This window comes from Rhizobium sp. WSM4643 (assembly GCF_025152745.1).
Classification (GTDB): Bacteria; Pseudomonadota; Alphaproteobacteria; order Rhizobiales; family Rhizobiaceae; genus Rhizobium; species Rhizobium leguminosarum_I.
Map to the genome: position 1 here is coordinate 508,221 of NZ_CP104041.1, position 26,270 is coordinate 534,490.

A 26,270-nucleotide genomic window follows, 5' to 3' on the forward strand; every position below is an offset into this window, starting at 1 on the left:
CGATGGCAGACATCGGCGGTGGAAGCCGTGTCACGCTTCCACCAGACGGTCCGCACATGCTAAGGAAGTCGGATGCGACTGCTTGTGGTGGAGGACAACAAGGATCTGGCGGCCTGGCTGGGTAAAGCCCTGCGACAGGCGCAATATGCTATCGACATCGCCCACGACGGCGAGGACGCGGAGCATATGCTCAAGGTTGCGGAGTATTCGGCGATGATCCTCGACCTGGCACTGCCGAAGCTTGACGGATTGACGCTCTTGAAGCGACTGCGACAGTCCGGAAACAAGCTGCCGGTCATCATCTTGACTGCGAATGCGAGCCTGGACGGCCGTGTTGCAGGGCTTGACAGCGGTGCCGACGACTATCTCGCCAAGCCCTTCGAAATCGCCGAACTCGAAGCCAGGATCCGTGCGGTGGTTCGCCGCGGCCAGGACCGGGCATCGTCGGAAATCACCGTCGGCAACCTGCGCTTCTCCGGTGGGACGCGGCAGTTTTTCGTCGCAGGCGAGCCGCTGCAACTGACCCCGCGCGAATATGCCGTGCTTGAGCAACTCGTCATGAAGCTTGGCAACACAGTCTCGAAAGCCGCCCTTTCTGAAAGCGTGTTCGGTTTTGACGACGAGGCGGATCCGAGCGCCATCGAAATCTACGTCCACAGACTGCGAAAGAAGCTCGAGAGCAGTTCGGTTCAGATTGCGACGTTGCGCGGGCTCGGCTATCTCCTCAGACATGTCCATTAGTCTCGTCACCAAGGTGGGCGCAACGATCGAGCGGCTCAGCCAGAGCCTGAGGGTGCAGTTGCTCTGCTGGGTGCTGCTGACCCTGTTCGGCGCGATCGGCTTCAATCTCTACGACAGCTTCTGGATGGCCGACGCGACGGCAAAGCTGGTGACGGATCGAACACTTCTGGCCTCGGCTCGCGTCATTGCCGAGGCCGTCCGCGTCGATGAGGACGGCAATGTTCAGGTGGATGTGCCGCCTTCCGCGCTGGAGATGTTTGATACGGGCTTCGGCGACCGGGTATTTTACCAGGTGATCACCGCGTGGGGCAGTCTGGTGAGCGGTCTTCCCGACCTGCCGTTGCCGGCCGTCCAGCGGGCAGCGGAGGATCGCGCGTTCCATGGTGCCGATGTGCGTGTCATGATGCTCGACCATCCTGTCGTCGGCCTTCCCGATGACAGCGCGATCTCCGTCACCGTCGCCGTGACGCATAACAGCCAGTATGCGATGCGAAGGCAATTGTGGCTCTCAGACTTTTCGAAGCAGTTCGTGCTCGTCTTCGTCGCCAGCCTGGTGACCATCCTTGGGCTCCAACGGGGCTTGGCGCCTGCGCTGAGACTGCGGGACGCCGTGCGCCAGCGCGGCCGCAATCGTCTTGATCCGCTGCCGCCCGAGATGGTGCAGAGCGAGCTGCAGCCGCTCGTCCATGCCCTGAACGACCATATGGAGCGTGTCCAGAACCAGATGGCTGCGCAGCGACGGTTCGTATCCAATGCCGCGCATCAGCTCCGAACACCGCTGGCGTTGATTTCGACCCAGGCGAGCGTGGCGGCCCGCGAAGCCGATGCGGCTCGCCGCGACGAGGCGCTTGTCGCTCTTCGCACCAGCACGAAGCAGATTTCGCGTCTTGCCAGCCAGCTCCTGACCTTGTCGCGAGCCGAGCCCGGAAGCCGGCGCCCGCGCAGCGATGCGGCCGACCTTAGCAAGGCTGCCCGCGAGATCCTCGAAGCGCATGCCGAAGAGGCGCTCAGGCGCAACATCGACGTCGGCCTGGAAGCGGTCCGCCCGGTCATTGTCGAAGGCGACGCGACGATGTTGCGCGAAATGTTGGTCAACCTCATAGACAACGCGATCCGCTATACCCGCCCGAATGGACGGGTGACCGTCGCCGTCGGGCAGGCGGACGGCAACGCCGTCGTAACCGTCGAGGACGATGGTCCGGGTATCCCCGATGCGGAGCGCGAACAGGTTTTCGAACGATTCTACCGGGTCATGGGAACCGAAGCCGAGGGGAGCGGTCTGGGGCTCTCGATCGTTCGGGAGGTCGTCGAAGGTGCGGGAGGTTCGGTCTCGCTCGACGATGCAGAAGGCGGTGGTCTCGTCGTTACCGTACGGCTTCCGCTGACGTGAACCTGAGCTCGAAGAAATCCTCGTTTCAAGATTGATCCGCATCAAATGAAAGAAGGCCGGGCATGATGCCCGACCTTCCGTCGATCTGCCTTACAGCGCCGTGCGTCTTTTGAGACGCGCAAAGGACGCTGTAACACTTTGAATTGCTGGACAATTCTATCCATAAATCGATTCCGATTGAAGGAATTATGCAGGTGGAGGAGGTCGATTTGATCACTGGGTATCAAGGTGCTGTTGCGGACGCCATTTTGCGAGACGCTTCTCGATCTGCGTCATGATGAACTCGGCAATCAGGGTGACGATCATGACGAGAACGATGGCGGCGTACATTCCGGCCGCGTCGAACGTGCCCTTGGCGATAGAGATCAACTGGCCGATGCCGAAACGGGCGCCGACGAACTCGCCGACGATGGCCCCGATGATGGCAAAGCCGAAGGAGACATGGAGGCTGGCGAAGATCCAGCTCATGGCGGAGGGGATGACGACTGTGCGCGTCACCTGCCAGTTGGACGCACCGAGGATGCGTGCATTGGCGATCATGTTGCGGTCGGCCTCGCGCACGCCCTGAAAGGCATTCGCGAACACGACGAAGAACACCATGATAAAAGCGAGCGCGACCTTCGAGGCAAGGCCGAGGCCCATGATCATGATGAAGATAGGCGCAAGGACGACGCGCGGAATGGAATTGATCGCCTTGATGTAGACAGAGAAGACGTCGGCGAGAAACAGGTTCCGGCCGAGGCTGATGCCGACGATCACGCCGGTAAAGGACCCCGCGAAAAAGCCGATCAGCGCCTCTTCCATCGTGACCCAGAGATTGTACCAGAGCGAGCCTTCACTGGTCCCGTTGACAGCCCAATCGTAGAGCCGATAAACGATCTCGCTCGGGCTGGAATAGAAGAATGCGTCGATCCACATCAGGTTGGACGTAATTTCCCAAAGTGCCAGCACGGCAACCAGAATGCCGACCTGCAGGCACAGCACATGCTGTTTGCGTCTCTTGATCGCGCGAGTGGCAACGGCTTCGATTTCCGCATCGGAGGTTCCGGGGCGGAAAAGCGGGGCCATCGTGGTGTCGGTAAGTGTATCGGCCATCGTTATTCTCCTTACGCTGCCTCGGTGGAACGCCGGTATCCGGCATCCACCTCCTGGCGAAGATCCTCCCAGATGGTTCGGCAGTAATCGATGAATTGCGGTTCATAGCGGATTTCCGACACGACGCGGGGCCGTGGCAGATCGATCTTGTAGACCGACCTGACGGTCGCCGGTCCCGCTGTCAGCACATAGACCTTGTCGGCCAGCGCAACGGCCTCCTCGAGATCATGGGTGACGAAGACCACCGATGCCTTGCGTTCCGCCCATAGCCGCAGCAATTCCTCATGCATGACGGTGCGGGTCTGAACGTCGAGCGCGGAGAACGGCTCGTCCATCAGCAGAATTTCGGGCTCGTTGATGAAGGTCTGTGCCAGCGAGACGCGCTTGCGCATGCCGCCCGAGAGCTGATGCGGATAGTGATGCAGGAATTTCGACAGTCCGACCCGGGCAAGCCAATTCTTGGCGCTGGCTTCCGCCTGGGCCTTGGCTGCGCCGCGAAACAGCGGCCCCGCCATCACGTTGTCGATGACGTTTTTCCACGGGAAAAGGGCATCCGTCTGAAAAACAAAACCGACGCGTGGGTCGATGCCGTTGACCGGACCGCCCATCAGCCGGACTTCGCCCGCGCTTGGCCGGGCGAGACCTGTCACGAGGTTGAGTGTGGTGGATTTTCCGCAGCCGGTCGGGCCGACGACCGCGACGAATTCACCTTTTTCCACCGACATGGTGAAATCGCGTAGCGCCGTCAGCGACTTGCCTGTCGGCGAGACGAAACGCCGGCTGACATTGAGGAGCTCGATGGCGGCCCCCTGACTATGATTGGACATGTTTTTTCCTCAAAGGGTAGAAACAGGCGTACAGGCCGGTAACCCGTCACCCACGGCAGCGGGTGACGGGTCCAGCGCTTACATTGCCTGGGCGTGCTTCACGTATTCCGTCGTATAAGTCTTCGACAAATCGATCTGCTTGCCCTGCATATTCTTGGAGAACGCGGACAACACGGCCAGAACCGTCTTCGGGCCATCTTCTGGCATGATGCCATCAGCGGTAAACATGCCCTTGCCGGCATCGAGGGCCTTGATGTAGCCCTCCTTGTCGCCGACGTAGAAATCCTTCGGCATCTTTTCGGCAATTTCAGCGCCGGTATGCGTATTGATGAAATGCAGCGTCTTGACGAAGGCGTTGGCGAGCTTCTGAGTCTCTTCCTTGTGTGCCTCTGTCCACGCCGTTTCCATGTAGAGTGAGGCTGCCGGATAGGTTCCGCCGAGCGCCTTGCGCGATCCTTCGATGGTGCGCATGTCCACCAGTACCGAAGCTTCCTTGGTCTTCAGCAGGCGTGAAACAGTTGGTTCGGTCGTCATGCCAACCTGGATGGCGTCCTGCTGCAGGGCGGCGATGAAGGTCGTTCCGGCACCGACCGGGACCGATGTGACATCCCCGCCCTTCAGACCGGCCTTTGCGACCATGTATTGGGTGAGGAAATTGGTAGAAGAGCCCAGGCCGGTTACGCCAGCGCTGTGTCCCTTGAAGTCAGCGACCGACTTGATCTCGGGATGCTTCGACGACACCAGTTCGACTTCGCCCGGCGCTTGGCTGAACTGCACGATGGATTCGACGAACTTGCCCTTCGCCTGCAGATCCACACAATGATCGTAGAAGCCGACAACGCCCTGAACGGCGCCAGCCAGAAGCTGGTTTTCGGCGTCGACACCGGCAGGTTCGTTCAGGAGTTCGACGTCGAGACCCTCATCCTTGAAGTAACCGAGCGATTCGGCAAGCTTGGCGGGCAGATAGATCTGCTTCTCATAACCGCCGACCATGATGGTGATCTTATCGGCCGCATGTGCGGCGCTGGTCGCGAAAGATGATGCGGCGAGAAGCGTGGAAAAAGCGACGGTGTGAAAAAGGCTGCGTGAATAACGCATAGAAATCTCCTCCTTGTGGTTGCGTGCATCGTCGTCTCGCCACCTTGACCGTGTCTCCTCCACGATGCCGCCCCTTTCTATGACGTCGAAGCTTTCAACTAGCTTTCAGCCGCAGACGGGCAGGCAGCCCGTCCAATCCCGTCCATGCATCAATGACAGCGCCAGCATTTTTCCGAGCGCATCGGCAGCGTTCAGCGCTCGCGCTAACCGCTTCAACATGAAAATCGTGAGACGTCTTGTCCGCGCCGTTAAGGTCACCTGATGACCGGCTGGAACGTGTGAGCTCTTGGGATCAGATGTCAGCTCGTAAAGCTTCGCAGATCCCTCAGGAGATTGCGGTATCTCGCCTGGCTGCCGACCAGATGGTCGCGCATGGCGTTGCGGGCAGCTTGATCATCCCTGTCCGAGATGGCGACGACGATCGCCTCGTGCTCCTTGTGGATCAGCTTTCGATAGGCGGTCTGTTCGGCCGTCCTCGTTTCCGGAACGAGCCTCGACTGCGGGATGATCGCCGAACCCTGGGACTCCAGGAACTGCCTGAACAGCGGATTGTTCGTGGCTTCCGCGATCGCGGCATGGAGCTCGAGATCCGCATCGCGAATGGATTGATCACTCTCGATGCACCGGAGGATTTTCCGGTGGCATTCGAATATCGCTTCCTCCTGTGCCGGCGAGCGGCGTAGGGCTGCAAGGCCCGCTGCCTCGATTTCGACAGGTGTTCTGATCTCAAGTACCTCAAGATCGGAGGCGACGCGGGCCTTGTCGACTTTCCGCGCGGAGAGCGCCGGATCGCCACCGAGTACGAAGATACCCGCTCCCTGGCGCACCTCGACAAGCCCGTCGGAGCGAAGTGCTGCCACCGCCTCACGCACGACGGTCCGGCTGACGCCGTGTGTTTCGGTCAACTCATGTTCACTCGGAAGCTTGTCGCCGGCGGAATATTGGCCGCTCAATATGGCTTGCCGGAGGCTTTCGCCGACCTGTGTGACCAGCGACCCCGAGCCTTTGCTGCGATCCTTCATCTGCATAGCCACGCCTGACCCCCGCATCGGCTTTGATCCGAGTGCCATTCAAACGCGCGGCACCCGAAATTCACGATTCATCACACATGTATGACAAATTTGGTGGTCTTTCAATGGATGAACCGCGCTTGTCGCTTGCCGGTATCGCCGACAACGGCGGTACGTTGCAGATGATCTGTTGGGTTTTGGCGCGGCAGCCTCCCAGGTGACTCATCCCGAGGTGCGTAGCCCATAGGGCGAAGCCTCGAAGGACATGCCGCAACTTTGCTCCTTGCATTCAGCACCGCCGGCGTGCCCGCCTCGCCCTTCGAGGCCCCTTGCGGGGCACCTCAGGATGAGGCTCTCTTGAGCTTTATCGTGGCATCCTTCCGCGCGCCTCTTCCTTTGCCTCGGTGATGGAACTCAGATAAGCACTCACAACCGCCTGGTCGACTCCCCGCGCACGAATCTCGGCGTCAGGATAAAATCCTGCGGCGGTGCTGCGGCGCCCTCCGGGCTTGTTATTCTTGCCAGCAGACGTTGTGCCGTCAGCTCGCCGAGCTTCTGCGCATCCTGCACCACCATGGTGATGCGTGGCGTGATGACGTTGCTCCAGGGCACGTCGTCGACCATCGCCAGCGACACGTCGTCAGGGCAGCGGAAACCCATCTCCTGCATGACCTGAAGTGCTGCGAGACCCGTCATGTTGTTGGCGCCGATGATGGCGGTCGGCCGATCGCGGCGGGTTAGCAGGCGCATGGCCTGCGCATGGCCGCCGGTTCTGGTGTAGCCGCCTTCGACCACCAGCGAAGGATCAAGGTCCACGCCGGCGCCGGCCATCGTATCCATGAAGCCCTTCAGGCGCTCGTCGGCAGTGTGCAGGCCGCTCGGCCCGGAAATGAAGCCTATGCGCCTATGGCCGAGTTGCAACAAATGTTCCGTCAGGATGGTGGTGGTCAGCGGATTGTCGGAACCGACAAAATCGCGCTCGGCGCCCTCCACCTTCTGGTCAAACATCACGATCGGGGTTTTGAAGTCGCGCAGGAAGGTGGCGTACTCCTCGCCGCGCCCGTTTGCCGCCAGCGCAATGCCGGCAATCTTCTGCGCCTCCAGCCGCTCGAGTAGCGCCCGTTCGAGATCGGCCTTGCCCGAGGAGTCGGCGATCAGGACAAAATATCCGTGATCGAGCGCCTGGTGCTCGATCTCGCGGCGGATGTCGCCGAAGAACATGTTGCCGAGATTGGCCGAGACGAAACCGATCAGCGAGCTGCGTCCGCGCGCCAGCGTCTGGGCCACCGGGTCGATGCGATAACCGGTCGATTTTATCGCCTGCTGGATGCGGTCGAGCGTCTCGGCGCCGACCCGCTTCGGGCTGTTGAGCGCGAGCGAGACGGTCGAGATTGAAACCCCCGCAAGGCGCGCGACATCTCGTATGGTGGTCATGGTTATCGAACCGGTTCTAATGGCTTGTTATGTCCGATATTATTGGTCTGCGCAACGTTCGTGCTGCAAAACACGTGTTTGCACCGCTTCCTTTCTGAACTTGTGATCGCGAATTTCGGCTTGACAGACATCGGATCAGGCGAGATGATCGTTTACCGAACCGGTTCGATATGATGTTGAGCCGGAAAACAGGGAGGAGAAACCTGTGACGAGTTCGGAACGCCAGCCGGAAAATCCGGCATCTGGAGGGGCGGAGAAACACGCCTGGTTCAGCCAGGATCGCCTGGGCATGTTCATCCATTGGGGCCTCTATGCCCTAGGAGCCCGGCACGAATGGTTGAAGAACCGGGAAGAGCTGACCGACGACCATTACCAGCGCTATTTCGACAATTTCGATCCCGATCTCTATGATCCCAAGGAGTGGGCGCGGCGGGCACGTCTTGCCGGCATGAAATATGTCGTGGTGACGACCAAGCATCATGAGGGCTTCTGCCTCTGGGACAGCAAGGTGACGGACTACAAGGCGCCGAACACGCCCTGCCGCAAAGATCTGCTCACGCCGCTGGTCGAAGCTTTCCGCGCCGAAGGGCTGAAGATCGGCTTCTACTATTCGCTGCTTGACTGGCACCATCCCGATTTCCCGATCGACGTTCACCATCCGCTACGCAACCATCCCGACGCCAAGGCGCTGAATGCCGGCCGTAACATCGCCAACTACGCTGCCTATATGCGCGAACAGGTGCGCGAGCTTCTGACCGGCTTCGGCCGCATCGACATCATCTGGTTCGATTTCAGCTACCCGCGGCGCGAATATCGCGGCCTGCCCGGCAAAGGGCGCGCCGACTGGGAAAGCGAGCTCCTGGTCGAGCTGGTGCGCGAGCTGCAGCCCGGCATCATCGTCAACAACCGCCTCGATCTGCCGCCCGGCAACCTGCCGGACGTGACGACACCGGAGCAATATACGCCGCGCGTGGCACCCGCTATCGCCAGCCAGGGGGTGCGCTGGGAAGCCTGCCATACCTTCAGCGGCTCCTGGGGCTATCATCGTGACGAGGATACCTGGAAGAGCCCGGAACAGATCATCCAGCTGCTCATCGATTCCGTCGCGCTCGGCGGCAACCTTCTGATGAATGTCGGCCCGACCGGCCGGGGCACGCTTGACGCGCGCGCCATCGCCGCGCTCGAGGTCTACCAAAATTGGATGGCCGTGAATGCGCGCTCCATCTACGGGGCAGGACCGTCCGATTATCCGGCGCCGGCTGGCTGCCGCTATACGCAGCGCGACAACCGCCTCTATCTGCATGTTTACAACTGGCCTTACCGCCACATCCACATCGAGGGCGTCGCCGACAGGATCGCCTATGCGCAGTTCCTGCACGACGCCAGCGAGGTCCGCTGGCTCGCCCAGACCAGGGATGTGGATTCCAATGTCGGCGTGATGGTGCCGGAAGGCATGATCACGCTCGAACTGCCGGTCCGGCGCCCGGATGTTACCGTGCCGGTGATCGAGATCGTACTCGAGGCGTGATCTCGGTCGCACCCCGCGTGTCCTTTGCGTTCATGGAGGGAGGAGAAACCCATGAAGGTTTTGAAGAAAGCGCTTTTGCTCGCCGCGGTCGGCAGCAGCCTCTATGCCACCGCCGCATCGGCCGAGCAGGTCAACTTGACCTGGCAGATGTGGACCGGCTCCGAAACCGACACCAAGAGCTGGCAGCACCTAGCCGAGATGGTGACCGCCAAGTATCCCGATATCAAGGTGACGCTGACGACGACGGGCTGGGTCGACTACTGGACGCGGCTGCCGGTGCTGGCGGCATCGGGACAGCTCGCCGACATCGTTTCCATGCAGTCGCTGCGCATGCCGAACTTCTATTCGCTGCTCGAGCCTCTGAATGACCGGATCGAGGCCGACAAATTCGACGTCGGCGCCTTCACACCCTCGATTATCGGCGGCATGTCGGTCGACAAGCAGCTCTACGGTCTGCCTTACGACGTTGGGCCGTGGGTCATCTATTATAACCAGGACGCGCTCGAAGCCGCCGGCGTTCCGCTGCCGAAGCCGGGCTGGACGCTTGCCGAGTTCACCGATGCCGCCAAGAAGCTGACGAAGGACGGCAAGTACGGCTTCGGCATTACACCGACGAACTACTCGGTCCTGGCCGCGGCCTGGGGCGATAAATACGTCAACGACGCCGGTGCGCTTGACTTGACCAGTGCAAGCGCAGTTGCCGCCGCCGACAGGCTGATCGGCTTTGCCGCCAAGGATAAGGTCGCGCCGCTGGTCCCCTCGGGTGGCGCGGATCCCGGTGATGTCGTCCAGGGCCGGTTCAATTCGGGCAACGTCGCCATGTATATCGACGGCCCCTGGTCGATCATCGGCATGAAGGACCAGGCGAAGTTCAAGATCGGCCTCACCACCCTGCCGCGCGATGAGGGCGAACTTTCGGCCGTCACCGCAGGCTCCGGTTTCGGCATTTCCACGACGAGCAAGAACAAGGACGCGGCCTGGAAGGCGATCCAGGTGCTGACCAGCTCGGAAGCCTTGTCCTATCTCGCCGAACAGGGCCGTGCCTTGCCGGCGCGCACGGCGTCGCAATCGGCCTGGTACAAGGTGGCGGCCAAGGACATCACCAATGGCGGCGAGGCCATCGACTATTCCCTGGCGCACTCCGTACCCTACGTGATCACCAACAACTGGGCAGCGGTGGAAAACCTCTTAAACCAGTATTTCCCGCCGGCTTTTGCCGGCAGCGCCGATGCCAAGCAGACGATGGAGTCCATCCAGAGCCTTGCGCAGGAATAGAGCCAGCGCGTCCGACAGGACGCGCCGTCGCTTGAGATCTGCGCATGATCCATTCGGAAAATGGATTCCGATTCTCGGGTCATGCGCCAGCTCTCGCTGCGGCAGGACCTGCCGCGCATGGAGGAAGACATGTCGCAAAGCGCTGTTGCCGAAGTTTCCTTGCAGCCCGCTCAGCCACGGCGCTTCCTGAAGCCGGAGACCCAGACAGCCATGCTGTTCCTGCTGCCGAGCTTTCTCGGCTTCATGGTCTTCATGGCCGTGCCGATCGTGGCATCGCTGGCGCTCAGCTTTACCAACTGGCAGCTGATCTCGACGCCATCCTTCGTCGGCTTTCAGAATTATATCAGGCTCTTCACTGTCGATCCGGCCTTCTACACCGTACTCCGCAACACGCTGTTCTTCGCCGTCGAGTATCTGGCGCTGAATATTATCGTCTCGCTGACACTCGCGGTCTGGATATCGAGCCTGAAGCGCGGCAAGGCGATCTTCCGGGTGATCTTCTTCCTGCCGACCTTCACACCAACCATTGCGGCGTCGGTGGTCTGGCTGCTGATCTTCACGCCGGACGGGCTGGCCGACACCATCATCCGAGCGCTCGGCCTCGGCCTGCCGAATTTCCTGCTGAGCTCGACTTGGGCCATGCAGGCTGTCGTGCTCGTCACGCTGTGGGCGAATGTCGGCTACAACGTCGTGATGTTCAACGCCGCTCTCGACCTCGTGCCGAAGCACTATCTCGAGGCAGCGACGATCGACGGCGCCAATGCCTGGCAGCGCTTCTGGCGCATCCGCCTGCCGCTCATCTCGCCGACCATCTTCTTTGGCACCGTGATGACGGCGATTACCTCGCTGCAGGTCTTCGACGAGATATTCGCGATGACGCGCGGCGGCCCGGGCTCGGCAACGGCGACGCTCGGTTTTGCCATCTACCAGAAGGGCTTCACCAACTTCCAGATGGGCTATGCCTCAGCTCTCGCCTGGGTGATGTTCGTCATGATCATGGCGCTCACCATCCTGCAATTCCACATGCAGCGCAAATGGGTGCATTATGACGATTGATCCGGCCTCACGGCATCCGCATTCCGTGTCTCAGCATCGTCACCGCATATTGCGGCGCGTCGGCACCGTCGTCAGCTACGCGGGACTTTCGCTGATCGCGCTGCTTTTCCTCTTCCCCTTCTTCTGGATGGTGTCGAACGCGGTGCGCTCCAATGCCGAGGTGATGGCCGTGCCGGTCCGCATCTTCCCCGAGGAGTATCATTGGGGAACATTCGTCGAAGCCTTGGTTTCCCTGCCGTTCGGAATCTTCGTGTTGAATTCCTTCGTGGTCGCCTGCGGCGTGACGGCGATCGTGATTGCGGTATCCTGCCTTTCCGCCTACGCCTTCGCCCGGCTGAAGTTTCCCGGCCGGGAAGGGCTGCTGCTTACTTATCTCAGCACGCTGATGATCCCTCAGGTGATGCTGGTCATCCCGCTCTTCCTCATCGTCAGCAAGCTCGGCTGGATCAACACCTATCACGGCATGATCCTGCCGGTCGCCTTCAGCTCCTTCGGCACCTTTCTGCTGCGGCAGTTCATCCTCGGCATTCCCAAGGATCTCGACGAGGCGGCGATGATGGACGGGGCTTCCCGCCTGCGCATCCTGGTCACGGTCATCGTTCCACTTGCCATGCCAGCCATCGGCCTCTTGTCGCTGTTCACCTTCATTGCACAGTGGAAGAGCTTCCTCTGGCCGCTGATCGCCACCAGCGGCGTCGAAAAGGCCACGCTGCCGCTCGGCCTCACCCTGTTCCAGACACAGCAGGGCACCGCCTGGAACTACATCATGGCCGGTGCGACCATCTCCATGCTGCCGGGTGTCGTCCTGGCCATCGTGCTGCAGAGGGTGATCTACAAGGGTATCACCGTCAGCTCCGGATTCGGTGGACGCTAATCTTCATAAGAACAAAGATCTGAGCGCATCGCATCAAGTTTGGTGTGATGCGCTTCAAGTACGGTCGATCGCCACCGAAGACGGCGCTCCTGCCGCCTCGAGATCATATCTTCGGGCTTAACTTTTCCTTTCGGAGAAAAGTAAAATTTAACCAAAATTTGAAATAACGCATTCATATCCGAATTGTGCAGGGGAATTCATGAAAACCGCCACGCTTGCATCCATCGCCTTGGCGATATCGATCTCTGCTGCCCATGCCCAGACGATCGGGGTTTCGATGTCAGGTCTCGATAAATTCAGGACGGCGCTTCTCAACGGCGTCGTCTCGCATGGGCAGACGATATCCGGCCTCAAACTCGTCACCGAGAATGCCAATGGCGACAAGGAGCTCCAGAAGCAGCAGGTGCAGAAGCTCATTGCCGACAAGGTCGACGCGATCATTCTTGCCGTCTCCGATGGCGACCTCGGACCGCAAATGACCAAGATGGCGGCAGATGCCGGCATTCCGCTGGTCTACATCAACAACGTTCCTTCCAACCTGTTGGACCTGCCGGACAATCAGGTGGTGGTCGCCTCCAATGAGAAGGAATCCGGAACGCTGGAGACCAAGCAGGTCTGCGCGCTCCTTAAAGGCAAAGGCCGCGTCGTCGTGCTGATGGGCGAACCCTTCCACGCCGCCGCCCGTGCCCGCACCCAGGATATATCAGACGTCATCGCCACTCCGGATTGCAAGGGCCTTCAGATCGTCGAGCGGCAGGCCGCCTATTGGTCGAGCGATTATGCCGACCAGCAGATGCAGGAATGGCTGTCGGCCGGCGTCAAGTTCGACGCGGTCATCGCCAATAATGACGAGATGGCGCTCGGCGCGATCCGGGCCATGAAGAAGGCCGGCATGCCGATGAAAGATGTCGTCGTCGCCGGCGTCGACGCGACCGACGACGCGCTCGCCGCCATGGTGGCCGGTGATCTCGACGTGACCATTCTCCAGAGCGCCGTCGGACAGGGCGCTGCCGCTGTCGACGCCGCCACGAAGTTGATCCGCAAAGAGAAGGTGCCGCGCGAAAACGACGTTCCTTTCGAACTCGTCACACCTGAGAACATTGCCACCTATCTGCCGAAGAGCCAGTGAGCACAAGAGGATTATGATGTTGCATTTCTGGAATAAATTCGGCATTCGCGCACAGATCACATCCGGCTTCGTGCCGCTGATCCTGTTGATGAGCCTGCTCACGGTCAGTGCGATCTCCGGCATGAACGGACTCGCCTCGATCTTTGCGTCTTATCGCGCCACTGCCGGCCAAAGTCTCGCCATCTCGGACTACAGCGACCAGCTGCACGAGATTCAGATGTCGGCGGAAGCCTTCCGCTCTACCCCGACGCAAGAAGTCGTCGATCGCTTCCGCGCCGGCGTGAAGGCCTTCGACGCCGACGATCCGCGTTTTGCCGGCAACAAGGACCTACAGTCCGGCCTTGCGGCGATCCGACAGGACATTGCCGCCTATGGCAAGGCTTTCGAAGAGATCGTTGTCCTTCAGGCCAGGCGTGACGCCTTGATCTCCAAGGTCACCGAATTCGGCCCCTGGACCAGCATCGCGCTCAACGACGTCGTGCGCAGCGCCTGGCGCCAGAACGATGTGGCCCTGCTGCAGATGACGGCGGCGACACTGGAGGCTCTGAACCGCAGCCTCTATTTCTCCGAGCGCTTCGTGCATTCCAACGATTTTGCCGCCTATGACACGGCGCAGACGGCACTGGCCGAAGCGCTTACGCTCAACGAAGCCGCCGCCAAGGCCGCGAAGAACGAACTGCAAAAGAAGCGCCTGATGGGCGCCGGCCAACTGATGCAGAACTACACCGCCCGTCTCGGCGACATGAAGGACGTGCTGCAGGCCTCGGGCAACATCCGCCAGATGCAGCTCAGCGTGCTCGCGCCGAAAATCTCAGGCGGCTTCAAGGATCTGCAGGCAACTGTTACCGGTGCGCAGAAGACCCTGGACGGTTCGGTGGACGCAACGGTTGCCTCCGCGACCAGTGCGACGCTCGTCATCAGCGGACTGCTGATCGTCATCGGCCTCGTACTTTCCTATTTCGTCGGCCGGCTGATTTCCTCGGCGGTGCGCAACATGGCCCAGTCCATGGAGCAGCTTGCCCGTGGTGAGGAAGGGATCGTGATCACGGGCGTCGAACATCGCCACGAGTTGGGAGCCATGGCGCGTTCGCTGAAGGTATTCCAGGAAACGGGGCGCGCCAAGCTGATCGCGGAAGCCAATGCCGAACGCGCCCGCCTGGCGGCCGAAGAAGAGCGGCTGCGCCAGGAGGCCGAGCGGCTCAGCGACGCGCAGGTGATGGAGCATGCCTTCCGCCAGATCTCCGTTGGGCTGGACGCGCTGTCGAAGGGCGACCTCACGGTCCGCGTCGGCGAGGTCGATCATCGCTATGTCAGGATCCGGGATCATTTCAACAACTCAGTCGCGAGCCTCGAAGAGGCGGTTGACGCCGTCATTCGCGCGGTCGCCACCATCCGCTCCGGCCTTACGGAAATCTCCACCGCCTCCAACGATCTCGCCCGCCGCACCGAGCAGCAGGCAGCCTCGCTGGAGGAGACCGTCGCAGCGCTGGGTGAGGTGACCCGCGGCGTCAATGGAACGGCTGAGGGCGCAAGCCGCGCCCAGGGAGTCGTGGCGACCGCCCGCACCAATGCCGAAAAGGGCGGCGAGATCGTTGCCCGCGCCATCGATGCGATGACGGAAATTCAAAATTCGTCGTCAAAGATCGGCAACATCATCAGCGTCATCGATGAGATCGCCTTCCAGACCAACCTGCTGGCGCTGAATGCCGGCGTGGAAGCGGCGCGCGCCGGCGAAGCAGGCAAGGGCTTTGCCGTCGTCGCCCAGGAAGTCCGCGAGCTCGCCCAGCGCTCCGCCAACGCGGCAAGGGAGATCAAGCAGCTGATCTCTACCTCCTCGGCGCAGGTCAAGACCGGCGTCCAGATGGTGGGCGAATCCGGCCTCTCGCTCGAACAGATCGTCGAGCAGGTCACCGCCATGAATGCGACCGTGGCCGAGATCGCCGTTGCCGCCCGCGAACAGGCGACGAGCCTGCGCGAGGTCTCGGCCGCCGGCGACCAGATGGATAAGGTGACGCAGCAGAACGCCGCGATGGTCGAAGAGACCACGGCCGCCGCTCAGAGCTTGACGCATGAAACCGAAAGCCTTGCCGAGCTGCTGCGGCGCTTCAGGACAAGCAGCGGCCGGGGATCGGAGCATCGGCATTACGCGCTGGCATCCTGACGTCGTGTCGATACGAGCAAACGCCGCCGTCCGAAAGGGCGGCGGCGAGCGCGTGTCTGGTGTCGTGTCAATGGCTCCCGGATGCCGGAGCGTGCGGTGCGCCGGCAATGCTCTTGCGAACGTGACGAATTGCCGTCCAGACGGCGAAAAGCACGACCGGGATGGCTCCGAGGACGGCGAGCTTCGCCATGTGCGGATCAACGCCCAGTTCGGAAATGCTTTCCAGGCAGATCTTCGCCAGCCCGACGGTGTAGTAGGTGATGGCGATGACGGAGAAGCCTTCGACCGCCTGCTGGATATGCACCTGGATCCGCGCCCTCTCTTCCATCGAGGTCAGTAGCGAGGCGTTCTGATCTTCGAGCTGAACCTGCACGGTCGTCCGGAGAAGGTCTCCGGCCAGGCTCACACGTTCGGCCAGTTCGTCGAGGCGGCGTTCGGCGGCTTCGACCGAGCGGACGGCTGGTTGAAACCGCCGGTCGATGAAGGTGCCGATCCTCTGACGCTGCTCGACGCGCACCTCGCGAAGCTCCGACGTTCTGCTTGCGACGATCTCGGCATAGGCTTTCGTCGCGCCGAAGCGGTGGCGAGCGAGCGCTGAGAAGTTGAGCACATCCGACGAGAGCTTGGTGACCTCGGAAAGCAGGGCTTTGTCGACCTTGACCGCGCTTTGCATGTGCGCGATCAGCAGGTCGAGGCGCCGGTCGAAGACGGAAAGCTTCGACACCGTCTCGCGCGCCATCGGCAACGCCAGCAACGCCATCATCCGGTATGTCTCGATCTCCAGGAAACGCCTGACCATGCGGCCGGTGCGATAGGCATTGAGGTTGCGGTTGAAGAACAGGAATTCCACGAAGCCGCTGTCGGTCAGGCGGAAATTCGAATGCACTTCCGCATCGCCGCCGCCGACTTGCGAGGCGACATAATCAAGCTTCGGTTTTTCCGGACGCTGCCCGTCCTTCTCGTCGCGCACCAGCACCCGGACGGCCGCGATGACCTTCCCGTCGATCTGACGGCAGCATGTCTGAAAGGCTTCCGGCGGGTTGCTGCCGGGTTCGGCCGATGCCGGAACGACGAAGGTGAGGGTCAGGAACTCGGTATGCGCCTCCCACTTCAGCCGGCCGTCGCCGATGCGGCCGATGCCGTGGTTGCCTTCGCGGGTCGTGGAGACATCCTCCAGTCCCGGCAGGGAATTCGGTATCTGAGGAGGGGCATTCACGCCGACGATGGCGACGTGCCACACATCCGTGTCGCCATCGAAGTAAAGCGACGGCCGCGCGTGGAGCTCGTTGTGAAGCTCTCTTCGCAGCGGATGCTCGGAGCCCATCGGCATGGAAATGCACCTCTATACGGTAGGCAGTCGCCGGGTCGCCTGATGTAACCGGGTTGCCGGCATGTGTGAATTGACCATGGCGCCTGCGAGCCGGCGAAGGCCGACAACGCCTATAGCCTCTCCCGAACCGCGTGTCACCATGCCTTCACCATCGGGTGGCGGCACTGCGCATGCCTTCGCACCGACCGTTCATTTAGAGCAAGCGCCAGCCGATGAAGCTTCCAAGCAGTTGCACACTACCGCCGGCCGACATCGCGATGATGAAGGCGGTTTCGGCTTCGCCGAGGAAGGCGAAGACCGCGCCCAGTATGGCGACGCCGATCGTCGCTCCCACCATGCGGGCGACGTTGATCAAGGCGCTCGCCGTGCCGGCGCGATCTGATGTCACGGTGGAGACGGCCACCGCCGTCAGCGGTCCTGTCGCCGTGCCCATCCCGACCCCGGTCAGCAACAGTCCGATCTCTTCGGCAATGAACCAGTCCGCCAGAAAGGCGGCGCCGAGCAGCAGATTGCCGAGACCCATCAAGGCGAGCCCCGCGGATATGGCCTTCTTCTTCCCCAGGCGCTCCGAGATCGCGCCGGAGAAGGGAGAGATCGCGATGAAGCTGATCGCCATCGGCAGCAGCGATAGCCCGACCTCGACCGACGCCAGCCGGCCGAGGCCGAGGGAGGCGAGCGGAAAGAGGAAGAGCGTGCCGTACATGCCGAAAGTCATCGCCGCCGTTCCCAGCATCGCGCCGCGGAATTGGCTGCCGGAGAACATCGAGATTGGAACCAGCGCCGTCTGTTCCAGCCGCCGCTCGACCCTGACGAAGAGCAAGAGAAACAGCGCGCCGGCGATGGCCAGCAGGGACGTCCAGAGGGGCGGCAGGTGCGACGATTCGATCGCGGCGAGCGTCATGACCATGAGGGCAGCGATCCCCAGCAACTGACCGAGCATGTCGAAGGATCGGCCCTGCCGATCCGCGCTCTCGGGAACGAAGAGCCGCGCTCCGGCCGCCGCAGTCAGTCCGATGGGGATGACGACGAAGAAGACGGATCGCCAACCGAAATCACGGATGAGGAAGCCGCCGAGGCTCGGGCCGATCGCCAGCGACATGCCGTTGCAGCCGGCCCAGATTCCGAGCGCTCGGGCACGGATTTTCTCATCCCGGTAGATGACCCGGATTAACGAAAGCGAAGCGGGCAGGAGCAGGGCGGAGCCGAAGCCGGTCAAGGCTCTCGCCGCGACGAGGATCGCAATGGTCGAGGCGAATGCACAGCCAAGGCTCGCCAAGGCAAAGACAGCGCAGCCGATCATGAACATTAGACGTCGGCCGTAAAGATCGGCGAACAAGCCGCCGCTGATGAGAAGTGCTGCGTAGACGAGATTGTAGGCGTCAACGACCCATTGCAGTTCAGTGACGGAGACCTTGAGGCCGACCCCTATTGGCTGAACCGCCAGATTGACCACCGATGTATCGACCTGTGCCACGATCACGCCAAGGCACAGTATGGCGAGAGCGGCGGGCCTCAGCTGCGAGTGAGACCCGGTGTTTTGTTCGATTGAATTCATGACGCTGCCTTTCCCTTACAGCGCCGCATGTCTTTTCAGACGCGTAAAGGACGCTGTAACGATTTGAAGGAAGACGTAGCGTGGTTCAGGCTGTCGACAATTCGAAACTGGCCGAAGTGTCCGTGGGGAAAGAAAAAGCCACGGCCCTGTTGCGAGGCCGTGGCTGCTGCATGCGCGCATCATGCGGGACGACGCATGACCGGTTACTTGGCGGCGAGCGCCACGTTGACCTTGTCGACGTCGGCACTCATTGCCTTGAAGGTCTCGTCGAGGGAAAGCTCGCCGACGATCAACTGGCTCATCCTCTGGACGATGAGCTGATAGATGGCGGAGGATCCCTTGAGACGTTCCAGGTCCCGGGCTGCCTGCGGCACGCTGTTGCGGCTTGCGAGGAAGACGGCCATCGCCTCCTTGGCATTCTTGCTCTCGAGCTTGTATTGCGGATCCTTGATGTCGGCGCCCGTCAGGATGACGTAGTTTTCAGCGATTTCACGCTGGACCTTTTCAGAGCCGAGGAACTCGATGAAGGCGGCCACGGCCTCCGGAGACTTAGTGCGCTTGAAGCCGACGATCGCAGTTCCGCCAGGCATCGCATAGCAACCGGCATCGCCGCACGGCGCGCCGATCGCCGTCCAGTCGAATGCGTCGCCGATCTTCTTCTGGAACGGATTGACCATCCAGTTGCCGGCGAGATAGGTCACGACGTTGCCGTTGACGAACTCGTCGCCCATGTTCTTGTACTGGGTTCCGCCGGCAGCCCCCCACATTTCCTTGGGGAATGAGCCGTCCTTCGTCCAGCCGTAGAGATCCGTGACATAACGCTTGGCGGCATCGTCGGGGAAGAAGAACTTGCCGTCCTTGACGTAGTTCGAGCCGTAGGAGAATGCCGCGCCGGAAAAGCGGTGGCCCGAGCGATCCATCGTGAAGGGTATCTGAGCGCCGGTCGCCTTGGCGACGCGCGCGGAGGCTTCGACGATATCCTTCAGCGTGGCGGTGGGCTTCGGAAGCGGTTCGCCAGCCTGTTCGAACAGCGTCTTGTTGACGAAGGGTAGGTTGAAGGTTTGCGACGCGATATAGCCGTTGATCGACTGCGGGTCGTTGACGCCGGGGAAGCGAAGCGTGTTCAGGCTGTCGCCGTGCAGCTTGGCGAAACCGTCCGGGTCCTTCATGTAAGGACGCATGTCGAGGTAATAGGGCGCCAGCTGCCAGTCGGTGATCTTGGCAATGTCAGGACCTTCGCCGACGGCAAGCTGTACCGGCAACTGCTTGGCGACCGCATCATAGCCCGACGAGACGAAATTGACCTTGACGTCGGGATGCGCCGTCTCGAATTCTTTGCTGAGCGCTTCCATCCGCTCGACGTAAGCCTGGTCGTCGTCGGTGAACAGAAAGGTGATCGTCTTGGTTTCCGCCATGGCCGCGCCGGCCCATGCGAAAGAAACGGTAGCCAGCGCCAGTGCGAGGGCTCCTGAGAGATAGGTTTTCATTTTCATCCTCCCATGAAAACATTTTCATCAATCGCGGCGTGAGCCATCGATAAACGAATTTCATATACTTGACATTCGTTCGGTCAAGCTATTTTCTGCGGCACTAGTGAATGTTTTTGAGCAATTTGCAAAAATAGCCCGCAAAAAGACGTAATGAAAATATTTTCATAGAATTGCGGAGGAGGCGGTCTGTGAAAACGGAATCCAGCAAACAGCCGGGCGAGATGACGCCGGCATACAGCGTGGCCGAGGGCCAGACGATCACGGCATGGGCCGTTTCCGGCCTCATCGCCAGCTATTTTCCCGGCGAGCCCGCGCCGGCCGAAGACCGCGTGAACTATCGTTTCATCAACGGTTTCGTCGATGTCGGCGACTTGCCCTGCCGCAAGGCTTTCTGGTCGACCATGGTCGGGCGGCCGCTGCTGCCCGACACAGCCTGGCCGACCGAAAGCCTCAATCTTCCCGGCTCGAACCGCCGCGTCGAGTTCACCGGTTTCTGGCACGTGCCGACGCATCTCAGGCGATGGCTGAAGGGCACGTTCAGGACGGAGACCGCGCGAACGCTCAATCTCAGGCTGAAGACCTGCGGCGGCGTTCGCATATGGGTCAACGGACAGGAGGAAGTACGCTTCGAACCCTTCAAGCGCAACACCGAGAGCGCAACCGACATAAGCCTGCCGCTTAAAGCCGGCGACAACCAGATTCTCGTCCATACCGAAGACCTCGCCGAGCGCGACACGACATGGTTCTTCGAACTCGAGATGCTGGACGAGGAGCCGCTCTGCGTGCTGCTGCCCGTATCGCTTGATCAGGATGAGGTCCGCGAGTTGGAAGCCCTTGCGCGCGGAGTGCGCCCGGCCCGCGACGTCTTCGTCAATCAGCCGCTGGAGATCATCTTCGGCACTGCGCCCGAACGCGATCTGCCGGTAGAGATCAAGGTCGTCGGCCATGGGCACGAACGGCCCGTTCTCGCGCACTCCCGATTGACGCTCAAGGCTCATCAGAGCAGCCTCACTGCCGACGACGTCTGCGGCATTGCGGACGGTTATCACGGCGTGCATATGACGATCGGCAGCGGCACGGGTTCGGTTACGCGCGTCATCGATGCCGCCTTCATGAGCAGCATTTCGCCGGTGCCATCAGAGACGTCGCTCGCCGCCCGCAAGCGGCAGGCGCTGGAATACAGCGCCCGCTTCGGCGCCAATCGCGTCGGGCGCCTGATCGCCATGATGGAAACCGGTCACCACGACCAGGAAAGCTTCGACCGCATCATCGACGCGACGCTCGCCTCCATCGATGCGCGGGAGGATTGCTCGGATTTCATCATGGTGCCGCTGTTGTGGCTGCTCGGCGCCTATGCCGACAGGATGCCCGATGCTGTGGTCGATCGCATCCGGCATTCCGTCCGTTCCTATCGTTACTGGGTCGACGAGCCGGGCAACGACGCGATGTGGTTCTGGAGCGAGAACCATGTGCTCTGCTTTCATACGAGCCAATTGCTGGCGGGACTTCTCCTGCCCGACGAGGTGTTTTCGGCCTCGGGCAGGACGGGGCGGCAGCAAGCGGAAGTCGCCGGTGAGCGGCTCGGCCGCTGGTTCGATAGCGTCGAAGCCCATGGGTTGGCGGAGTGGAACTCGGCCGCCTATTACCCGATCGACTTCATCGGTCTGCTGGCGCTGGAGCGCTGGGCCGAGACGGCGATGTCAGCGCGCGCCCGCGCCCAGATCGATCTCATCTTCCGGATGATTGCCCTTCATACGCTCGCAGGCGTTCCGGCCGGATCGCAGGGCCGCGCTTACGACAAGGAGTTGCGCGCCGGCCCGCTGACCGAGCTTGCGCCCTTCGCCCAGGTCGCTTTTGGAACCGGCTGGCTGAACAATGGTGTCGCGGCATTGACGATGTTCTGCGCCGGCGGCTACGAGCCGCCGGCCGAGCTGGCCGAGCTTGCGGCGCTCACCCCGTCAAGAAGCGTCGAAGCGCGTTACAGCCAGGGGCTCGAGAGCGGAAGACTCGTGCTGTTCAAGAACGAGGCGGCGCAGCTTTCGACGGTCGTCGATCACAAGACCGGCCAGAAGGGGCACCAGCAGCATGTCCTCGACATCAGGTTGGCCGGCCATCCGATGGCGAGGCTGTGGGTCAACCATCCCGGTGAGGACGACCCCTGGGGCAATCAACGGCCGTCCTATTGGGCCGGCAACGGCATCCTGCCGCGCGTTGCCCAGCATCGCGACGTCGCTCTGCTGATCGAAGACACAGGCGACGCACGGCACGCATCGACGCACGCCTATATCGGCCGCGACGGGCTAGACGACCTCATTATCGAAGACAAATGGCTGATTGTCCGATCAGGCAGAGGATTTTCCGCCCTCTGGGCGTCGAACGGCCTGGAGCTGATCACCGATGGCCCGACGGCCGGCCGCGAGGTGCGCTCCTACGGGCCGCTGTGCGGCTGGGCTGGTATCGTCGGATGCGGTAACGACGCCGCCTTCAAGACGTTCATCGAACGCCTGGGCCAGACGACGGTTTCCTTCGATCCCGGGCTTCGGCGTCTCTCCCTGACACCGCCCGGCGGCTCGGCGATCGACCTCTTCTATGCCGACGGTCTTTCGATCGGCGGCCAGGCGAGGCCCTTCACCCACGATCAGCCGCACCCGATCCTCACCCACGACAGTGCAGCTTCCGGCGCCGGCACTGACGGGCCGTTCTACTCCTGAAACATAGGTCTCCAGCATGAACACAACATCTGTCGATAACGCCGCCCTCCTGACGACGATCGATCGCGTGGCAACGGCGTTCAGCCGGCTCAGAGGCATCAAGGAAGGTCTCGTGACGGGAAATTCCGCGTCCGGAATCCAGTTCGACGAATGGGACTGGGAAGTCGGCGTCGGTCTCTACGGCTTCCTGCGCCGCGCTATTTCCACCAATGATCAGAAAGCGCTGCAGGAACTCGTCGCCTGGTATGCCGGCCAGATCGAACGCGGCCTGCCGCCGCGCCAGATCAACAGCACGGCGCCGATGCTGCCGCTTGCGATCCTCGTTCAGCATGTCGACCGTCCCGATTTTCGCGCTCTCGTCGAGGACTGGGCCGAATGGCTCGTCAAGGAGCTGCCGAAGACCGAGGACGGCGGCTTTCAGCACGTCGTCAAGGAGCGTCTCAACGACGGCGAATTGTGGGACGATACGTTGTTCATGGCCTGCCTGTTTCTCGCCCGGGCCGGCGTGCTCTGCCAGCGCAGCGAATGGATCGACGAGGCCGTCTATCAATTCGTGATCCACACCCGCTACCTCTCGGATCCGGTCAGCGGGCTCTGGTATCATGGCTGGACCTTCAACGGCCGGCACAATTTCGCCAATGCCTTCTGGGCGCGCGGCAATGCCTGGATCACCGTCGCCATCCCCGAGCTCTTCGATCTCGTTCCGACGCTCGGCGAGAAGGACCGGCGTTTCCTGTCGAACGTTCTCGTCAGCCAGGTGCGCTCCTTGAAAGCATACCAGCGGCCGGACGGGATGTTCACGACGCTTCTGGACGATCCGTCCTCGCCGCTCGAAACCTCAGCCACGGCAGGCATTGCCTATGGCATATTGCGCGCCATCGATGCCGGCATTCTCGACAAAGACGACAGGGCTCATGCGGAGCGCGCGCTTGCGGCGGTGCTGGCGCAGATCGACGATGAAGGTGTCGTCCACGGCGTCTCGGACGGCACGCCGATGGGCCATGACCTCGATTTCTACAGGCGCATCCCCAACGTGCCGACGCCTTATGGCCAGGCGCTGACCATGCTGCTCCTGACGGAAGTCTTTCTCGAGAACGGCGAGCGCCAATGAGCCCCGTGTCACGTGTCGCGATCGAGCCGGCGGAGGGCGACGATACGGTCCGCCTGCAGGCGGCCATCGACGGCCTGTCGGCTTCGGGCGGCGGACGCGTGGAGCTCAAGGCCGGCATCCATGTCTGCCGCGGGCTCCAGCTCAGATCCGGCGTCGACCTTCATCTGGCCGCCGGCGCGATCCTGCGTCCCGTTTCGGACTACGAGGCCTATGCGCATACGAGTGTTTCGGTGATCGCCGAAAAATCGGACCGCGGCATGATCGTCGCCAAGGATGCACGGCGGATCAGTCTGACGGGGGCGGGGCGCATCGAAGCCGGTTGTGACAGCTTCATTGTGGGAGACGACGAGACGGTGGGAACCTTCATCCCGGCCGAATTTCGTCCACGTGTCGTGGTGTTCGAAGGTTGCGACGAGGTCGAGATCAGCTCCGTCCATATTTGCCGCTCGCCGATGTGGACGCTGCATTTCGTCAACTGCACCGATGTCACAGTCAGGGATGTGACCATCGACAACGACCGCCGCCTTCCCAATACCGACGGCATCGTGCTGGATGCCTGCCGCGGCGCCGTGATCGAGGACTGCCGGATATCGACGGCCGACGACGGCATATGCCTGAAGACGAGTATCGGCCCCGATCGTGTCGCCATCGGACGATGCGAAAACATTCTTGTCCGCCGCTGCTCCGTTCGGAGCCTCAGCTGTGCGCTGAAGATCGGCACGGAAACGCATGGCGACGTCACCAATGTCGTGTTCGAGGATTGCAACGTTTCATCCTCCAACAGGGCGCTCGGCATATTTTCCCGCGACGGCGGCCGGATATCGAATGTGAGGTTTTCGAGAATTGCGGTGGAGTGCCGCGAGACCCCCGATGGTTTCTGGGGCTCGGGGGAGGCGCTGACCGTCAATGTCGTCGACCGTGTCGCGGAGCGCACGGCAGGCGCCATCGAAAATCTCATCGTCGAGGACATAACCGGCCGGATGGAGGGGGCGATCACGATCATTTCGACCTCGTCGGCCGGTATCAGGAACGCATCGCTTGCGCGCATCGCCATCGATCAGCAGCCTGGGCAACTCGGTACGGCGCGGTCCTACGACCTGCGTCCGACGAACGCGGACCTTTCCCCGAAAGCCGATGGCGGCGGCCGTGCGAATGCCTGGACCCGCGGGTCCGACGGTCGGGTGATCGGTCTTGAGCACTATCCGGGAGGAATGCCGGCCGTCTACGTGGCTGATGTCGCCGGGATAGTGATGAATGAGGTGCGGATCACAAGACCGACACCGCTGCCGCAAGGCTGGAACAAAAACAACGCCGTCTTCGAAACGGCGGCACCTGATGGGAGTGGGGCATGGCAGAACTGAAACTTTCCAACGTCAACAAATCGTATGGCTCGGTCAAAGTCCTGCATGACGTCGAACTCGATATCAAGGACGGCGAGTTCGTCGTCTTCGTCGGTCCGTCGGGATGCGGCAAGTCGACCCTGCTGCGTGTCATCGCCGGCCTCGAAGAGGTCACGGAGGGCGCAATCGCGATCGGGGGGCGCGACGTCAGCGCGCTCTCGCCTGCGGAGCGCAAGATCGCAATGGTCTTCCAGTCCTACGCGCTCTATCCGCATATGAGCGTTCGCAAGAACCTCGCTTTCGGCCTGGAGAACCTGAAGTTCAAGCGCGCCGAGATCGAGGCGCGGATTGCCGAAGCCGCCAGGATGCTGGCGATCGAACCTTATCTGGACCGGCGCCCGAAGCAGCTTTCGGGCGGCCAGCGCCAACGCGTGGCAATCGGCCGGGCCATTGTGCGCGAACCGGACATTTTCCTCTTCGATGAGCCGCTGTCGAATCTCGACGCCGCCTTGCGCGTCCAGACCCGCGCCGAGATCACCAAGCTGCACCGCGAGATCAAGACGACGATGATCTACGTCACGCATGACCAGGTCGAGGCGATGACGATGGCCGACAAGATCGTCGTGCTGCGGGCTGGGCGGGTCGAGCAGGTCGGCGCGCCGCTGGACCTGTTCGATGGCCCCCGCAATCTCTTCGTCGCCGGCTTCCTCGGCTCGCCGCGCATGAACATCATCAAGGGCAAGATATCAGGCATCAGCGAAAGCGGCGTCACCATCGATGTCGGCAATGGCGGCAGCATCGTCAGCGATGTCGATCTCGCCGGCATTGCGGTCGGACAGGCCGTTCTCGCCGGCATCCGGCCCGCGCATTTTTCCCGTTCCAGCGAGCAGGGCCTGCCGTTCATCGTCCAGTATCATGAGGGCCTCGGGACCGAGACCTATGTCTACGGCAACCTTGCAGGTCAGGACGAGCAGATGATCATTCATGAGGCCGGCCATTTCGCGCCGGCCCCTGGTGATCACATCCTGATCGATGCCGCCCCGGGGCGGGTTCATCTGTTCGATCCCGAAAGCGGCCTGGCTTTTGCCCGGCGGCCCGGACAGGGGAGGCGCTGA

20 protein-coding genes are annotated in these 26,270 nt (G+C 61.6%); 12 read left to right on the forward strand and 8 right to left on the reverse strand.

Annotation, left to right across the window (positions count from 1 at the left end; all coding sequences use genetic code 11):
• Positions 1-72: 72 nt before the first annotated feature.
• Positions 73-741, forward strand: a complete 669-nt coding sequence (locus N1937_RS26290) for a response regulator (RefSeq protein ID WP_162116311.1) — start codon at positions 73-75, stop codon at positions 739-741.
• Positions 731-2,131 carry a sensor histidine kinase gene (locus tag N1937_RS26295; protein ID WP_260059358.1) on the forward strand — a complete coding sequence of 467 codons (1,401 nt, stop codon included), beginning with the start codon at positions 731-733 and terminating at the stop codon, positions 2,129-2,131. The genes N1937_RS26290 and N1937_RS26295 overlap by 11 nt, the downstream gene beginning before the upstream one ends.
• Before the next feature lie 213 nt (positions 2,132-2,344).
• On the opposite strand, the gene N1937_RS26300 is transcribed toward N1937_RS26295, so the two are convergent.
• The 5 genes from N1937_RS26300 to N1937_RS26320 form a co-directional block, all read right to left on the reverse strand.
• A complete protein-coding gene (locus N1937_RS26300; RefSeq protein ID WP_162116313.1) occupies positions 2,345-3,226 on the reverse strand; it encodes an ABC transporter permease in 882 nt (293 codons plus the stop codon).
• A gap of 11 nt (positions 3,227-3,237) precedes the next feature.
• Complete coding sequence (locus tag N1937_RS26305; RefSeq protein WP_170259626.1) at positions 3,238-4,053, reverse strand: ABC transporter ATP-binding protein; 816 nt, start codon at positions 4,051-4,053, stop codon at positions 3,238-3,240.
• 78 nt (positions 4,054-4,131) lie between these two features.
• Positions 4,132-5,151: an ABC transporter substrate-binding protein gene (locus N1937_RS26310; protein WP_017967479.1), complete on the reverse strand. Its 1,020-nt coding sequence runs from the start codon at positions 5,149-5,151 to the stop codon at positions 4,132-4,134.
• A 299-nt stretch (positions 5,152-5,450) separates the two neighbouring features.
• Positions 5,451-6,179 (reverse strand): FadR/GntR family transcriptional regulator, encoded by a 729-nt coding sequence (locus N1937_RS26315; protein WP_260059712.1) that lies wholly within the window; start codon positions 6,177-6,179, stop codon positions 5,451-5,453.
• A gap of 408 nt (positions 6,180-6,587) precedes the next feature.
• A complete protein-coding gene (locus N1937_RS26320; protein ID WP_260059360.1) occupies positions 6,588-7,595 on the reverse strand; it encodes a LacI family DNA-binding transcriptional regulator in 1,008 nt (335 codons plus the stop codon).
• A gap of 205 nt (positions 7,596-7,800) precedes the next feature.
• Here N1937_RS26320 and N1937_RS26325 point away from each other — a divergent pair, with 205 nt between their 5' ends.
• The 6 genes from N1937_RS26325 to N1937_RS26350 all read left to right on the forward strand — a co-directional run bounded on the left by N1937_RS26325 (position 7,801) and on the right by N1937_RS26350 (position 15,618).
• Positions 7,801-9,123: an alpha-L-fucosidase gene (locus N1937_RS26325; RefSeq protein ID WP_260059362.1), complete on the forward strand. Its 1,323-nt coding sequence runs from the start codon at positions 7,801-7,803 to the stop codon at positions 9,121-9,123.
• Between the two features lie 51 nt (positions 9,124-9,174).
• On the forward strand, positions 9,175-10,398 hold the full coding sequence (locus N1937_RS26330) for an ABC transporter substrate-binding protein (protein ID WP_260059363.1): 1,224 nt from the start codon (positions 9,175-9,177) through the stop codon (positions 10,396-10,398).
• Between the two features lie 81 nt (positions 10,399-10,479).
• Positions 10,480-11,454: a carbohydrate ABC transporter permease gene (locus N1937_RS26335; RefSeq protein ID WP_170256696.1), complete on the forward strand. Its 975-nt coding sequence runs from the start codon at positions 10,480-10,482 to the stop codon at positions 11,452-11,454.
• The gene (locus tag N1937_RS26340; RefSeq protein WP_260059364.1) at positions 11,444-12,328 is read left to right on the forward strand and encodes a carbohydrate ABC transporter permease; all 885 of its coding nucleotides are present in this window, start codon (positions 11,444-11,446) and stop codon (positions 12,326-12,328) included. Before N1937_RS26335 ends, N1937_RS26340 begins: the two co-directional genes overlap by 11 nt.
• A gap of 199 nt (positions 12,329-12,527) precedes the next feature.
• Positions 12,528-13,457, forward strand: a complete 930-nt coding sequence (locus N1937_RS26345; RefSeq protein ID WP_170256578.1) for a substrate-binding domain-containing protein — start codon at positions 12,528-12,530, stop codon at positions 13,455-13,457.
• 16 nt (positions 13,458-13,473) lie between these two features.
• The gene (locus N1937_RS26350; RefSeq protein ID WP_260059365.1) at positions 13,474-15,618 is read left to right on the forward strand and encodes a methyl-accepting chemotaxis protein; all 2,145 of its coding nucleotides are present in this window, start codon (positions 13,474-13,476) and stop codon (positions 15,616-15,618) included.
• Between the two features lie 67 nt (positions 15,619-15,685).
• On the opposite strand, the gene N1937_RS26355 is transcribed toward N1937_RS26350, so the two are convergent.
• From N1937_RS26355 to N1937_RS26365, 3 genes are all read right to left on the reverse strand, one after another.
• Positions 15,686-16,948, reverse strand: coding sequence for a DUF3422 domain-containing protein (locus tag N1937_RS26355; protein ID WP_162116322.1), 1,263 nt, complete (start codon positions 16,946-16,948; stop codon positions 15,686-15,688).
• A 193-nt stretch (positions 16,949-17,141) separates the two neighbouring features.
• Complete coding sequence (locus tag N1937_RS26360; RefSeq protein ID WP_260059366.1) at positions 17,142-18,503, reverse strand: MFS transporter; 1,362 nt, start codon at positions 18,501-18,503, stop codon at positions 17,142-17,144.
• A 203-nt stretch (positions 18,504-18,706) separates the two neighbouring features.
• Positions 18,707-19,990: an ABC transporter substrate-binding protein gene (locus tag N1937_RS26365; RefSeq protein ID WP_260059367.1), complete on the reverse strand. Its 1,284-nt coding sequence runs from the start codon at positions 19,988-19,990 to the stop codon at positions 18,707-18,709.
• Between the two features lie 191 nt (positions 19,991-20,181).
• Here N1937_RS26365 and N1937_RS26370 point away from each other — a divergent pair, with 191 nt between their 5' ends.
• From N1937_RS26370 to N1937_RS26385, 4 genes are read left to right on the forward strand one after another with little or no spacing between them, the layout of a single operon-like run.
• The gene (locus N1937_RS26370) at positions 20,182-22,704 is read left to right on the forward strand and encodes a hypothetical protein (protein ID WP_260059368.1); all 2,523 of its coding nucleotides are present in this window, start codon (positions 20,182-20,184) and stop codon (positions 22,702-22,704) included.
• 16 nt (positions 22,705-22,720) lie between these two features.
• Entirely contained in the window at positions 22,721-23,815 is a 1,095-nt protein-coding gene (gene bglB / locus N1937_RS26375; RefSeq protein WP_260059370.1) for a beta-galactosidase BglB, read from the forward strand.
• The gene (gene pglB / locus N1937_RS26380) at positions 23,812-25,176 is read left to right on the forward strand and encodes a polygalacturonase PglB (RefSeq protein ID WP_260059371.1); all 1,365 of its coding nucleotides are present in this window, start codon (positions 23,812-23,814) and stop codon (positions 25,174-25,176) included. Before bglB ends, pglB begins: the two co-directional genes overlap by 4 nt.
• Positions 25,164-26,270, forward strand: coding sequence for an ABC transporter ATP-binding protein (locus tag N1937_RS26385; RefSeq protein WP_260059372.1), 1,107 nt, complete (start codon positions 25,164-25,166; stop codon positions 26,268-26,270). Before pglB ends, N1937_RS26385 begins: the two co-directional genes overlap by 13 nt.

What these genes read in the sequence shown, in the direction of transcription:
- N1937_RS26290 (WP_162116311.1), top strand. Translation starts at nt 73, where the DNA reads ATGCGACTGCTTGTGGTGGAGGACAACAAGGATCTGGCGGCCTGGCTG.
- N1937_RS26295 (WP_260059358.1), top strand. Translation starts at nt 731, where the DNA reads ATGTCCATTAGTCTCGTCACCAAGGTGGGCGCAACGATCGAGCGGCTC.
- N1937_RS26300 (WP_162116313.1), bottom strand. Translation starts at nt 3,226, where the DNA reads ATGGCCGATACACTTACCGACACCACGATGGCCCCGCTTTTCCGCCCC.
- N1937_RS26305 (WP_170259626.1), bottom strand. Translation starts at nt 4,053, where the DNA reads ATGTCCAATCATAGTCAGGGGGCCGCCATCGAGCTCCTCAATGTCAGC.
- N1937_RS26310 (WP_017967479.1), bottom strand. Translation starts at nt 5,151, where the DNA reads ATGCGTTATTCACGCAGCCTTTTTCACACCGTCGCTTTTTCCACGCTT.
- N1937_RS26315 (WP_260059712.1), bottom strand. Translation starts at nt 6,179, where the DNA reads ATGCAGATGAAGGATCGCAGCAAAGGCTCGGGGTCGCTGGTCACACAG.
- N1937_RS26320 (WP_260059360.1), bottom strand. Translation starts at nt 7,595, where the DNA reads ATGACCACCATACGAGATGTCGCGCGCCTTGCGGGGGTTTCAATCTCG.
- N1937_RS26330 (WP_260059363.1), top strand. Translation starts at nt 9,175, where the DNA reads ATGAAGGTTTTGAAGAAAGCGCTTTTGCTCGCCGCGGTCGGCAGCAGC.
- N1937_RS26335 (WP_170256696.1), top strand. Translation starts at nt 10,480, where the DNA reads ATGCGCCAGCTCTCGCTGCGGCAGGACCTGCCGCGCATGGAGGAAGAC.
- N1937_RS26340 (WP_260059364.1), top strand. Translation starts at nt 11,444, where the DNA reads ATGACGATTGATCCGGCCTCACGGCATCCGCATTCCGTGTCTCAGCAT.
- N1937_RS26345 (WP_170256578.1), top strand. Translation starts at nt 12,528, where the DNA reads ATGAAAACCGCCACGCTTGCATCCATCGCCTTGGCGATATCGATCTCT.
- N1937_RS26350 (WP_260059365.1), top strand. Translation starts at nt 13,474, where the DNA reads ATGTTGCATTTCTGGAATAAATTCGGCATTCGCGCACAGATCACATCC.
- N1937_RS26355 (WP_162116322.1), bottom strand. Translation starts at nt 16,948, where the DNA reads ATGCCGATGGGCTCCGAGCATCCGCTGCGAAGAGAGCTTCACAACGAG.
- N1937_RS26360 (WP_260059366.1), bottom strand. Translation starts at nt 18,503, where the DNA reads ATGAATTCAATCGAACAAAACACCGGGTCTCACTCGCAGCTGAGGCCC.
- N1937_RS26365 (WP_260059367.1), bottom strand. Translation starts at nt 19,990, where the DNA reads ATGAAAACCTATCTCTCAGGAGCCCTCGCACTGGCGCTGGCTACCGTT.
- bglB (WP_260059370.1), top strand. Translation starts at nt 22,721, where the DNA reads ATGAACACAACATCTGTCGATAACGCCGCCCTCCTGACGACGATCGAT.
- pglB (WP_260059371.1), top strand. Translation starts at nt 23,812, where the DNA reads ATGAGCCCCGTGTCACGTGTCGCGATCGAGCCGGCGGAGGGCGACGAT.
- N1937_RS26385 (WP_260059372.1), top strand. Translation starts at nt 25,164, where the DNA reads ATGGCAGAACTGAAACTTTCCAACGTCAACAAATCGTATGGCTCGGTC.